This is a genomic window from Bradyrhizobium sp. USDA 4341 (assembly GCF_054063755.1).
Window position 1 is genome coordinate 3,411,206 of the sequence record NZ_JBSSGO010000002.1, and the last position, 12,513, is coordinate 3,423,718.

The window sequence follows — 12,513 nt, forward strand, 5'->3', positions numbered from 1 at the left end:
CATTGCGCCGCAGCGTGTATCAGGGGCCAAATTTTGACCGTGATCAGGAACTTTCGCGTGCCCCAGGATCCCACCACAAAGCCGCTCATCGACCTCCTGTCGGGCCACCGGCAAGCCGTGCCGCCGCTCTGGATGATGCGGCAGGCCGGCCGCTATCTGCCGGAATACCGCGAGCTGCGCGCCAAGGCGGGCGGCTTCCTCGATCTCTGCTTCACGCCCGAATTCGCAACCGAGATCACGCTGCAGCCGATCCGCAGGTTCAACTTCGACGCCGCCATCATCTTCTCCGACATCCTGGTGATCCCCTACGCGCTCGGCCGTTCGGTGCGCTTCGAGGCCGGCGAAGGGCCGCGGCTCGATCCGCTGGCAACGCCCGGCGAGATCGCGACGCTGGCCACCCAGGCCAATTTCGACAAGCTCGAGCCGGTGTTCGAGGCGCTGCGCCGCGTCCGGCGCGAGCTTGCGCCGAACATTGCGCTGATCGGCTTCTGCGGCGCGCCATGGACGGTCGCGACCTACATGGTGGCCGGACAGGGCACGCCGGACCAGGCCCCCGCGCGGATGCTCGCCTACCGCCATCCGGACGCGTTCGCCGGGATCATCGACGTCCTGGTCGAGAACTCGATCCACTACCTCGTCGGGCAGCTCAAGGCCGGCGCCGATTGCCTGCAGATCTTCGACACCTGGGCCGGCGTGCTGCCGCCACGCGAGTTCGCCCGCTGGTCGATCGAGCCGACCCGGCGCATCGTTGCCGGGGTGCGCAAGCTGGTCCCCGGTGCCCGGATCATCGGCTTTCCGCGCGGCGCGGCGGGCATGCTGCCGGCCTATGTCGAGCAAACCGGCGTCGATGCCGTCTCGATCGACTGGGCCACCGAGCCGTCGATGATCCGCGAGCGCGTGCAGAGCCGCGTCGCCGTGCAGGGCAATCTCGATCCGCTGGCCCTGATTGCCGGCGGCGCCGCGCTCGACCGCGCGGTCGACGATGTGCTGGAGAACTTCGGCAAGGGGCGGCTGATCTTCAACCTCGGCCACGGCATCCTGCCGGAGACGCCGATCGCCCATGTCGAGCAGATGGTCGCACGGGTCCGCGCGTATAAGGGGTGAGGCTCGTGGCCCGGCTTGTCGGCCCGTAGCCCGGATGAAGCGAAGCGAAATCCGGGACTCTCTCCTCCGTCGATAGACCGGCCCCGGATTACGCTTCGCTTCATCCGGGCTACGCCCGCTCTGTCACCGTCACCCTGAGGAGCGCGCCATTGCGCGCGTCTCGAAGGGTCGACGGCCCCGGACCTCTCCGAGCCAATAGAGCGGGAGCCGTGCATCCTTCGAGGCTCGCAAGTGCTCGCACCTCCAGCGACAAAGGCAAAGCCTTTGCGCGGGGATGACGGTCCCCGATCTAACGACCCTTACCTTGCATCCTCCAAAATCATATCCGACGCCTTCTCCGCGATCATGATCGTCGGCGCGTTGGTATTGCCCGACATCAGATCCGGCATGACGGAAGCATCGACCACGCGCAGCCCCTCGACACCGCGCACCTTGAGCCGCTGGTCGACGACCGCGAGCGCATCGTTGCCCATCCGGCAGGTCGAGGTCGGATGATAGACCGTGCTGCCGGTGCGGCGGCAGAAATCGAGCAAATCGTCGTCGCTGACCACCTTGGCGCCGGGATCGACTTCCCCGACCGAGTATGACTTCAGCGCCGGCGCGGCCAGGATCTTGCGCAGGATGCGGATGCCGTCGATGAAGGCGCGGCGATCGGTCTCCGTCGCCAGATAGTTGATGCGGATTTCCGGCGGCACGCTCGGGTCCGCGCTCCTGATCTTCAGCGAGCCGCGGCTCTCCGGGCGCAGCTGGCAGACCGAAGCCGTGAAGCCCGAGAACGGATGCAGCTTCTCGCCCATCTTGTCGGTCGAGAACGGCAGGAAGTGGATCTGGATGTCCGGCGACGCCAGCCGCGGACTGGTCTTGAAGAACGCACCCGACGTGCCGGCCGCAATCGTCAACGGCCCCTTGCGCAACGCCGCGTAGCGCAGGCCCGCCATGACGCGGCGCACCGGATTGTTGATGACGTCGTTCAGCGTGACGGTCTGGGCGCAGCGCGTGACGATGCGCACCTGCATGTGATCCTGCAGGTCGTTGCCGACGCCGGGCGCATCGAGCAGAACCTCGATGCCATGCTGCCTCAACAGATCGGCAGGTCCGACGCCGGACAGCTGCAGCAATTGCGGCGAATTGTACGCGCCGCTCGACACCAGAACTTCCTTGCGCGCCTTGGCCGTGCGCAACTGTCCATTCTGCTTGTACGCGACGCCGCTCGCGCGCCTGCCGTCGAACAGGATGCGCTGCGCCAGCGCCGAGGTCTCGACATGCAGATTGCCGCGCGTCAGCGCCGGCCGCAGATAGGACCTCGCCGTCGAGGCGCGCCGGCCGCGCCGCGTCGTGGTCTGGAAGAAGCCCGCGCCCTCCTGGGTCGCGCCGTTGAAATCCGGATTGGTCGGGATGCCGACCTCGGCCGCGGCATGCACGAAGGCTTCCGACAGCGGATCGGCATGCCGCCAGTCCGACACCGGCAGCGGGCCGCCCGCGCCGTGATATTTGTCGCCGCCGCGCTGCTGATCCTCCGCCTTCCTGAAATAGGGCAGCACGTCGTCATAACCCCAGCCGGCATTGCCGCGCTGCCGCCAGCGGTCATAGTCCTCGTGCTGGCCGCGCACATAGAGCAGCCCGTTGATCGAGCTGGAGCCGCCGAGCACCTTGCCGCGCGGCTGGAACACCTGCCGCCCGTTCAGGCCGGGCTCGGGCTCGGTCTGGTACATCCAGTTGACGGATTTTTCCTTGAACAGCTTGCCATAGCCGAGCGGGACATGGATCCAGATGTTGGTGTCCTTCGGCCCGGCCTCGAGCAGCAGCACCGAATGCTTGCCGTCGGCGCTCAGGCGGTTGGCGAGCACGCAGCCGGCCGAGCCGGCGCCGACGATCACGTAATCAAATTCGGCGACGTCGTTTGGCGACGCGCCATCCTTGTTGTTGTTCATTGGTTTCCCCCGGCCATGCGGCGCGGCCGGCAGGGTTGCACCCCTGCCCAGCATTGGGAAGAGACGTAGCGAGCGTGGCAGATACGGTCAAGAAAGTTAGCTGACGATCCGGAGCGGTACCACCGGACCTCTGACCGCGGGATCGGCGGCCGCAAACCATCAACGCGACGGGCGCGTTCAGCCCTCTGCTTTTCGCCGGCGTGTACCGGCGCGCTGCTGGTTCCGGCGCGTCGGCTTGGTCACCGCCTGATCCACGCGGGAGCCGGACGGCAGGCCGTATTTCGCCGACGCCGCCTCCAGCGAGGTCTCCTCATCGGGCACATGGAGGCTCGAGAGAAAATCCGCACCGGCCCGCATCACGTGCTCGGCGGCAAGCGTGGCGGCGGCGCGCTCGTCGCCGGCGATGATGGCGCGCAGGATCGCGGCGTGCTCATCCCAGGTTCGCGCCTGGCGCACCGGATCGGTGGGCGAGAACAGCATCGCCGTGCGTTCGCGCAGCCGCTTCAGCAGATCGGCGAGCACGCGGTTGCGGCCGGCCTCCGCCAATTCATGATGGAATTGCTGGTTGAGATCCGACAACAAGTCGTAGCGCCGTCCCGCGACCGCCTCGTTGCCCTGCTTCAACACCGCCGCGATCCGCTTGATGATGCTCTCTTCGCGGCGACGCGCAGCCAGGCGCGCGTTTTGTCCCTCGAGCAGCGCGCGGACTTCGACCGTCTCGCGCGCTTCCTCGTCGCTCATCGTGATGACGGACGCACCGCGCCGCGCGGTCACCTCGACGAGCCCCTCCGACTCCAGCACGCGGATCGCCTCGCGCACGGGATTGCGGGAAACACCGAGCTCGTCGGCGAGGCGGCCCTCGACCAGCCGCTCGCCGGGCTTCAGCCGTCGGCTCAGGATCGCCTGCCGCAGCTCCTCGATCACCCTGCCGTGGAGGGAGAGGTAGTCGTCGCCGAGACGTTTGGAGCTTCCGAGCTTGCCTGCCATGAACCGACCTGTCCGGCCGCGCTTCGCTCAATGCATGGACACCGGAGGTCCAGCGAGCTGCCAGAGTCCTGGCCGAATGACCGCTGTTGCGTATTTAGACCGCCGGCTGCATGCCATCAAGCCGCGCTCATTCGCCGTCAACAGCTACAGGTCGAACCGGCGGCACCGCGGCTTTCGGCACCCACGACACGCTCACGCTGCCGGTGAGAAAGGTCTGGCACGCCATCCGATAGCCGGCGGCGAACTGCGCGTCGGTGAGGTGCTTCCGCTCCTTCGGCTTGATCGCATCGGTGTTCTCGATGCCCTTCTCGATCAGGCATTTGCAGGTTCCACACAGGCCGCCGCCGCACTTGAACGGAATGCCGCCCTGCTCGCGCAGCGAGACGCGCAGCAGATTGCTGTTCTCCGCCGCGGTGACGGTTTTCCCGCCATTGGTCAGAAACGTGACTTCGATCATCCCGCCATCCGCTCAGCGCTTGCGCAGCTTGGTGTCCATGTGACCGAATGTGATGAGGTGCTCGAGTTCGTTCAGCGCCCGCTCGGGCGTCTCGAACTTCTCGAGGAATTTCGAGGGCACCTCGTTCACGATCGGCGGCGACCAGGCCTCGTCGATCACCCTGACCTTGGTTTCCTCGACCAGCTCGGCAATCACGAACGTCGCTTTCCTGATGCCGTAGAACAGGTAGTCGTAGGCCGCGAGCGGCCGCAGGCCGTCAGCGATCTCGGTGCGAAACTGCCCCGGCTTGCTCGTCAGTATCACATACATCGGTCACGTCCTCCCAACCGCGGCGCCGGCCGGCGCGACGACGTCGACCAGCGGGGCTGCCTCCTGCGACAGTTCAACGTCATGCGTGAGCCAGAGCTGGCAGGCGAGGCGATATCCCTGCTCGATCCTGGCACCGAGGCGCTTCTTTTCCTTCCAGTTCGGCTCCGGCAGGTGCTCGCCGCCCTTGATGATCAGCGACGCGCACTTCCCGCACTTCCCCATCCCGCAGCCGTAAAGGAAGTTGGGATAGGGAAACTGGCGGATGCCGGCGCGGACGACGAGATTGGTGTTCTCCTTGACCTCGCCGACAAAGGTCTCGCCGTTGCGGTGAAAGATGACGTTGGGCATCGCGCCGCTGCTCCCCGCGCTCAGGCCTGCAACAGCACGCGTTCCTCAGCGGAGACGCCGCTGGCAAGATCGAGCTCCGCCAGCGGAATGTCGCTTGCGACATAGTCGTGGTATAGCGCGGTCGTGTAGAGCAGCCGCATCTGTGCGCCGATCTCGCAGATCTTGAGGCAACGCTGCTGCAGCTCGACCGTATCGGCGTGCTCGAGCACGATCTGGTAGCCGCGCTCGCCGTGAATCTCGTCCGACACGATGTGAAGGTCGAAGAACTCGACTTCCTCGTCGGTGAACTTGTACTTCTCGCGCAGGGTCGGCGTCTGCTTGCGATAGATCGAGGGGACCTGCGACTCCAGACCGACCACGAGGCCGGCCACCGCGACGATCGGATCCTCGCGCATCGCGACCGCATAACACCAACTCTGCAGCCCGCGCGTCGTCGGCGTCATGTTGTCGGGGTTCTTGATGCGCGCCGCGGTCGTGCCGCAGGCCTCCGCGAAGCGGATCAGCAGATCGGTGTGACGGTCGCCCCCGATCTCCTCCTCATACATATTGGCCAGCAGGAAGTCCTTGGCTTCCTGGTACTGCTCCGGCATCCGCGCATAGATGTAGCCGAGGTAGTCGGCGAACGGACCGACATAGTGATAGTGGTTCTCGGCCCAACGCGCGAGATGCGCGCGGCTGAGCTTGCCGCTCGCCCAGGCGACGCTGAACGGAGCCTTGTTGGCGCTCTTTCCCTTGATGGCATTTTCGAGGGCCGCTCGAAATTCCACGTGATCCATCAGCTTTTGCATCGTGGCGCTCCTGTGCCGTGAAGAAATCGCCGTCCGGCAACGACCATCGGTCCGTTTCGGTCGACTATTTCGGTATACTGTATACTATCTTTGCGCCTGTCAACACCGAAGGCCGGGTTCCCGGCCACCCATCCCACCCGACACCAACCGCATTGAAACGCCGCAATTTTGTGCTTCAGATGCACAAAAATGCGGTCGGAGATGCTCCCAACCTTCTGCGACGCACGGATCGCCAGCCCGCAATTTGCGCTTGCCATTGCGGAATACAGTATACATTATTCGTGGCATTAGAGGGGGAAGCAACAACCATGCAGCACGCTCCGATCGTTGCCGCGCACTGGGTCTATTTGCTCGGCGTCGCCGTCATCGTTCTCACCATGATCTGGCGCGCCAACGTCGTGGTGCCGTCGGTGATCGCGACACTCCTGGTCGCGCTTGCCTGGACGCACAGCCCGGTCGCGGCGCTTGCCAGCGTCTTCAACGCGAGCTTCACCGCCGCCAAGGAGCTGTTCAACATCTTCCTGGTGATCGCGCTGATGACGGCGCTGCTGAACGCGCTCAAGGTGCTGCGCTCGGACATTCGCATGGTCGAACCGTTCCGCGCCATTATGAAGAGCGGACACACCGCCTACTTCGTGCTTGCCGCCATCACCTATGTGATCTCGCTGTTTTTCTGGCCGACGCCGGCAGTGCCGCTGGTTTCCGCGGTGCTGCTGCCCGCGGCGATTGCGGCCGGCCTGTCGCCGCTCGGCGGTGCCATTGCGATCGCGATCGCCGGGCAAGGCATGGCGCTGTCGTCGGACTATGTGATCGGCGTCGCGCCCGGGATCAGCGCCAAGGCGGCCGGCGCCGCGGTCAGCGCCGCCACCGTCGCGGACCGCGCGCTGGTGCTGTCCCTCATCACGGGCGGCATCGCGTTGACGCTCGCCTATCTTTCGATCCGCAAGTCGATCACCAAGGCCGACGAGCGGCTGCTGGAGCGCTGGCAGGCGCAGTCCAGCAACGGCGAATTGGCACGGCTGGAGCAGGAAGGCAGCTTCGACAAGGCGGAGATCGCGCGCGGCACGGCCGACGGCCAGCGGCCGCTCGCGACCCAGGCGCAGATCGACAAGGAACTCGCCGGGGTGCCGACGCGCCGCGAGGGCTGGTCGAAATTCTTTGCGGTTGCGACCCCGCTCGCCTTTCTCTGCGTCATCGCGGTGATGGTGCTGGCCAAGCTTGGCATCGGCCACGACCTCAAGGGCGGCGACGCTGCCGCACTGGTCGGCGGCGTCGCCGCGATCCTGATGATCTGCGCATCCTTCATCACCGATGACCTCCGCAAATTCCTCGACACCAGCGCCGACCACGTCACCGAAGGCTTCGTCTTCGCATTCAAGGCGATGGGCTCCGTACTGCCGATCGCGGGCTTCTTCTTTCTCGGGGCCGAGCCGGGCCTGTCTGCGCCGATCCTCGGCGTGCCCGCAGCCCAGGCGCCGAGCCTCCTGTTCGAGTTGATCCAGACCGCGCAGGCCTGGATACCGGGCAACGAGTTTTTCGTCGCCTTCGGCATCCTGATCGCCGGCATGATCACCGGCATCGACGGCTCGGGCTTTGCCGGCTTGCCGCTGACCGGCTCACTGTCGGGCGCGCTGGCACCGTCGGTCGGAATGGAGCCCGCGACGCTCGCCGCAATCGGCCAGATGGGCGCGGTGTGGACCGGCGGCGGCACCCTGGTGGCCTGGTCGTCGCTGATCGCAGTGGCCGGCTTCGCGCGCGTCCCCGTCTTCCAGATCGTGCGGACGGCGATGGTCCCCGTATTGACCGGGCTCGCGGTGTCGACCGTCTGCGCGGTGCTGATCTGGCATTGAGGAGAATCCTGTGACGATAGCTGAAACGACGATACGCAACGCGCACCCTTCCGCGGAGGGCAGCGCAGGGATCGCGGAATTTCCGAACCTAATCGCCGGCGAGCGGATCCCAAGTGCGTCCGGCAGACTGATCGTGAACATCAATCCCGCCGACAACAGCGACCTGGTCGGACGCTTCCAGGAATCGACCGCCGCCGATGCGCAAGCGGCCGTCAATGCCGCGGCCGCCGCGTTCGAGGGCTGGCGGCGGACGCCGATCTCCAAACGCGCCGCCATCCTGAGCCGGGCCGCCGATCATCTCGAGGCGCGCGCCGATCACATCGCGCGGGAGATGACGCGGGAAATGGGCAAATCGCTCGGCCTCGCCCGCGACGAGGTGCTGCGCTCGGCGCAGACCCTGCGGTTCTATGCCGTCGAGGGACAGTCGCTCACCGGCGAGGTGTTTCCGAACGACGATTCGGACATGACGGTCTATACGTTGCGCGAGCCGCTCGGCGTCGTGTCGGTGATCACGCCCTGGAATTTTCCGATTTCCATCCCGGCGCGCAAGATCGCGCCGGCCCTCATCACCGGCAACACGGTGCTGTTCAAGCCGTCGTCCGATGCGCCGCTCAGCGGCTATCGCCTCGCGGAGGCGCTGATTGCGGCGGGCCTGCCGAGCGGCGCGCTCAACTTCATCACCGGCAAGGCCGGCGAGATCGGGCCTGCGATCACCGAGCCGCCGGTCATTCGCGCGATCTCCTTCACCGGCTCGACGTCCGCCGGCGAACAGATTTGCCGCGCGGTCAGCTTCACGACCCGCACGCAGATGGAGCTCGGCGGCAAGAATCCGCTGATCGTCATGGACGACGCCGACCTCGATCTGGCAGTCGATTTGACCGTCAAAGGCGGCCTGTCGCTGGCCGGCCAGGCCTGTACCGGCACCAGCCGGGTCCTGGTCATGAAGCAGGTGCGAGCCGAGTTCACCGCGCGGCTCCTCGCCAAGGTGAAGGCGATCAAGATCGGCAGCGGCCTCACCAGCGGGATGGAGATGGGGCCGCTCGCCACAGCCAGGCAGCTCGAAACCGTGCTGCGCTACGTCGCGATCGGGAAAAAGGAAGCGACGCACCTCCATGGCGGGGACAGGCTCACCGGTGCCGCCTATGACGGCGGATACTTCGTGTCGCCGGCGATCTTCACCGATGTGACCCAGGACATGACGATCGCACGCGAGGAGATCTTCGGCCCGGTCATCGCGATCATCGAGGTCGACAGCTATGCCGACGCGATCGCCAAGGCCAATGCCAGCGAATATGGACTGTCCGCCGCGATCGTGACGCGCAACCCGCGCGCGATGCATGATTTCGCCAATGACATCCAGTCCGGAACGGTGAAGATCAACCGCACCACCACGGGCAATTTGATCAACGCGCCGTTCGGCGGATTGAAGCGGTCGAGCACTTCGACCTTCCGCGAGTCCGGCCGCACCGGCCTCGAATTCTACACCCAGATCAAGACGGTCTACCGCGGCACATGAGCCGCGGTCGAAGACCCACTCCAATTCCGGAAGATAGCGATGAGACAGTCTTTCAAACTTGAACTTGCCGAAGCCCGCCACATGATCGCGGCCGCGATCCGCAAATCCGCCGAGATCGGCCTTGCGGAGACGGTCTGCGTGACCGACGACGGCGGCTATCCGCTGGCGCTGGAGCGGATGGATGGCGCGCGGATCACCGGTCCCCAGATTGCCTGGAACAAGGCGTTCACGGCGGCCGGACACAAGCGCTCCACCCATTTGTTCAACCAACCGCCGAACGGACCTGCCCTGCCCGGCAACGAGGCCTTCGGCATCCAGTGGAGCTTTGACGGAAAATTTGCCGTGTTCGTCGGCGGCTTTCCGATCGTGGTCGACGACGAGGTTGTCGGCGGCATCGGGTTGAGCGGCGGCAACGGCGAGCAGGACACCCAATGCGGCGTCGCAGCCCTGCAGGCGTTGCAAGAGCTGCTGCACGGCCACCGCGTGCTGGTCGCAGCCGACATCAAGAAGTGACTGATGTCGCCGGGAACGACTGATGTCTCGCACCGAGACCTTCGAGCAGTTGCCCGACGAGCATATTGAGCTCGCCGGCACTGCCGGCGGCACCGAAGACGTAACGGTCGGGCCGCACGATGACCGCGGCGGCGCCATGTTGCAGCATCCAGTCGGCGAACAGCCCGTCGCGCTCGACCACGCTCAGAATGCCGTTGGCATCGCCGATTTCACCTGACGTGGCGATGACGACACGTTCGCCGGCGAGATGCTGCCAGGCAGCACGGGACGCGTCCGACAGCCACGCCATCGGCTCCGCAGCCGCCGTCACGATCGCGAACTCCAGGCTCAGCAGATCGTCGAGCCGGCACGTCCGCCCATCCGGCGCACGCACATGCGGCTGCACGAACAGCCGCCCGGCCAGAACGGCATCGCGCGCGATCAGACCGGAGACGAGATCGGGAATGAATTTCTGCCTGATGGTTTCGGCCTTGCCGGCCTTCAGGTCGGCGCGCAACCGCACGTCACGTTCGGCAGCCGCTACAGGATCGAGTTCGCCGATGATCTTGCCGAACTCCTTGGCGCTAGCGACGACGGCGCGGACATGCGGCTTACGCTCGATCTCGTAAGCGTCGAGCAACGTCTCGTCGGCGTCGCCACGGAGAACCAGCCTGAACTTCCAGGCAAGGTTCACGGCATCGCGGATGCCGGCGCACAGCCCCTGCCCGAGGAACGGCGGCGTCTGGTGCACGGCATCGCCCATCAGGAGCACGCGGCGGTCGCGCCAGCGCTGCCCAAGCAGCGCGTGGAAGCGATAGACCGCCGAGCGCCAGATCGTGAGATCGGAAATGTCGGTGAAGCCCTTCAGCAGTTTCACGACGTTGTCGGGCGCACCGGCTGCCTCGGGGTCCTCGCCCGGCAGCAGCTTGATTTCCCAGCGCCGCAGATTGCGCGGCCCCGGCACGAAGGTGCCGGGACGCGACGGCCAGCAATACTGAAAGCTCCTGGCCGGCCGCTTGGCGGGGTCGCTGGTCAGCGTATCCACCACCATCCACCATTCATCGAAGGCAAGGTCGTCGAGGCCAATGCCGAGCTGCTTGCGCACGAAGCTGTTGGCGCCGTCGCAGCCGATCAGATAGCGCGCGCGGATCAGGAACTCGTCGCCTTGCTCGCGCCGCGCGGTCAACGTTACCGCGCCGGTGTCCTGCTCGAGCGCCACGCCGACGGCCGCAAGGAAAACGTCGGCCTGCGGATATTCGGCAAGCTTGTCGCGCAGCGCCTGCTCGACATCCGGCTGCACGAAAGTCACGTTCGGAATCCAGCCGAGCGGATACGGCGGCGGCATCGGGTCGAAGATCTTGATGATCTCGCCGTCGACACCGAGATAATGCGAGCCGTTATGCGGGGCGATCGCCTGCTCCATGAAATCGCCGAGCCCGATCGCCTGCAGCACGCGCAGCGCCTCGTGATCGAGTGTGATCGCGCGCGGCTTGTCGTAGATGTCGGCAGTGCGCTCGACAACGGCGACGCTCAGGCCGGCTTTCGCGAGCAGATTGGCGAAGACGGCGCCGACCGGCCCGAGGCCGACGATTGCCACGTCGTACAGGGGATCATGCCCGGGGTTCGCGACTGACATCGACATGCTACTTCGCGAGGTAACTCTCGAGCGTCAACGGCTTCGGCTTCATTTGCGGCTCGCGGATCGCGACACCTTCGAACGGCGTCGCCTCCTCGAACCAGGCCTGCCGCGCCGGCAGTCCCCAGGGGAACGAGATCTTGTGGTCGGACGGGTCCCAGCCGATCGGCTCGTTCTCGATGTCCATGATCTGGTAGTGCGTGTTGAACAGCTCGACGCGGTGCCCATCGGGATCGCGCATGTAGACATACATCGCGTGTCCCGGCCCGTGCCGCCCGGGGCCACGTTCGACCGCCGCGCCATAGCCGAGCTCGCCGGCGAGGTCGCAGGCGTTTAGCAAATGATGGACCTCGGGCGCGAGGAACGCGAAATGATGCAGCCGCGGTCCCGCGCCGTTGAAGAACACGATGTCGTGCGGATTGCCCTTGCGCTGCAGGAACACGCCGCGCAGATCGAACGTGCCGGCGGGCGCGATATACTCGCTGAGCCGAAAGCCGGCCGCGGTATAGAACTCGCACGCCTTGCGCACGTCGGGCGTCAGCACCTGATAATGATCGAGCCGCAGCGCCGAGCCGCCGGCGTGGCGGGTGAATTTGGTGATCATGCGCGGCTCGACCGGCATGGTCGCGCAGAACTCCAGCGGCGTGCCGGCCGGATCGGTCGCCTGCAGTGTGCGGCCCTGGTGCGGCACCTCGGCCCAGGCGGCCTCGCAGCCTTGCGCTTCGAAGAAGGCCTTGAGCCGGTCGAGGTCATCATCCTGAAACACCCGCAAGCCGAGCCGCGCGCAGACGGCGTCTCCCCCCTTGCGCAACACAAGGCTGTGATGACAGGCCTCCTCGACGCCGCGGAAATAGAGCGCATCGCCCTCCTCGGCGGTCAGGATCAGCCCGATCACGTTTTCGTAGAACTGCCGGCTCGCCGGGAGGTCACAGACGGTCAGGACGACGTGGCTGGCCCGCGTGATCCGAAACCCGGGATCGTGGTTCGTGGTCGGCAAGCTCATGCGCACCTTCTGGTTCTTGCCGTTCGTGGGAACTCAAGTCATTGCGAAAAACCGGCGGGCGATCAAGCAGCGTGGCGCTGGGCCATCTCTGC

Annotated in this window: 12 protein-coding genes; 4 read left to right on the forward strand and 8 right to left on the reverse strand. The window is 65.9% G+C overall.

The window, feature by feature from the left end; genetic code table 11:
• Positions 1-57 precede the first annotated feature (57 nt).
• Positions 58-1,104: a uroporphyrinogen decarboxylase gene (gene hemE, locus ACVIGB_RS22190; protein ID WP_456721045.1), complete on the forward strand. Its 1,047-nt coding sequence runs from the start codon at positions 58-60 to the stop codon at positions 1,102-1,104.
• Positions 1,105-1,403: 299 nt separating this feature from the next.
• On the opposite strand, the gene ACVIGB_RS22195 is transcribed toward hemE, so the two are convergent.
• The 6 genes from ACVIGB_RS22195 to ACVIGB_RS22220 form a co-directional block, all read right to left on the reverse strand.
• Complete coding sequence (locus tag ACVIGB_RS22195) at positions 1,404-3,035, reverse strand: GMC family oxidoreductase (RefSeq protein ID WP_092124476.1); 1,632 nt, start codon at positions 3,033-3,035, stop codon at positions 1,404-1,406.
• Between the two features lie 177 nt (positions 3,036-3,212).
• A complete protein-coding gene (locus tag ACVIGB_RS22200; RefSeq protein WP_456721044.1) occupies positions 3,213-4,022 on the reverse strand; it encodes a GntR family transcriptional regulator in 810 nt (269 codons plus the stop codon).
• A gap of 127 nt (positions 4,023-4,149) precedes the next feature.
• On the reverse strand, positions 4,150-4,479 hold the full coding sequence (locus ACVIGB_RS22205; RefSeq protein WP_456721043.1) for a 2Fe-2S iron-sulfur cluster-binding protein: 330 nt from the start codon (positions 4,477-4,479) through the stop codon (positions 4,150-4,152).
• 12 nt (positions 4,480-4,491) lie between these two features.
• Entirely contained in the window at positions 4,492-4,788 is a 297-nt protein-coding gene (locus ACVIGB_RS22210; RefSeq protein WP_456721042.1) for a ferredoxin, read from the reverse strand.
• Between the two features lie 3 nt (positions 4,789-4,791).
• Positions 4,792-5,136, reverse strand: coding sequence for a 2Fe-2S iron-sulfur cluster-binding protein (locus ACVIGB_RS22215; RefSeq protein ID WP_092124472.1), 345 nt, complete (start codon positions 5,134-5,136; stop codon positions 4,792-4,794).
• Between the two features lie 20 nt (positions 5,137-5,156).
• On the reverse strand, positions 5,157-5,924 hold the full coding sequence (locus ACVIGB_RS22220; RefSeq protein WP_092124471.1) for a TenA family transcriptional regulator: 768 nt from the start codon (positions 5,922-5,924) through the stop codon (positions 5,157-5,159).
• A gap of 308 nt (positions 5,925-6,232) precedes the next feature.
• On the opposite strand from ACVIGB_RS22220, the gene ACVIGB_RS22225 reads away from it, so the two are divergent.
• Genes ACVIGB_RS22225 through ACVIGB_RS22235 form a run of 3 tightly spaced genes read left to right on the forward strand, consistent with a single transcriptional unit; the run spans position 6,233 to position 9,803 of the window.
• A complete protein-coding gene (locus ACVIGB_RS22225) occupies positions 6,233-7,774 on the forward strand; it encodes a hypothetical protein (RefSeq protein ID WP_456721041.1) in 1,542 nt (513 codons plus the stop codon).
• Between the two features lie 10 nt (positions 7,775-7,784).
• Complete coding sequence (locus ACVIGB_RS22230; RefSeq protein ID WP_456721040.1) at positions 7,785-9,290, forward strand: aldehyde dehydrogenase family protein; 1,506 nt, start codon at positions 7,785-7,787, stop codon at positions 9,288-9,290.
• A 39-nt stretch (positions 9,291-9,329) separates the two neighbouring features.
• Complete coding sequence (locus ACVIGB_RS22235; protein ID WP_456721039.1) at positions 9,330-9,803, forward strand: GlcG/HbpS family heme-binding protein; 474 nt, start codon at positions 9,330-9,332, stop codon at positions 9,801-9,803.
• Here the strand turns inward: ACVIGB_RS22235 and mhpA are convergent.
• On the reverse strand, positions 9,793-11,424 hold the full coding sequence (mhpA, locus tag ACVIGB_RS22240) for a bifunctional 3-(3-hydroxy-phenyl)propionate/3-hydroxycinnamic acid hydroxylase MhpA (protein WP_456721038.1): 1,632 nt from the start codon (positions 11,422-11,424) through the stop codon (positions 9,793-9,795). The two genes, ACVIGB_RS22235 and mhpA, sit on opposite strands and share 11 nt — an antisense overlap.
• A gap of 1 nt (position 11,425) precedes the next feature.
• Positions 11,426-12,421 carry a VOC family protein gene (locus ACVIGB_RS22245; protein WP_456721037.1) on the reverse strand — a complete coding sequence of 332 codons (996 nt, stop codon included), beginning with the start codon at positions 12,419-12,421 and terminating at the stop codon, positions 11,426-11,428.
• Between the last annotated feature and the right edge of the window lie 92 nt (positions 12,422-12,513).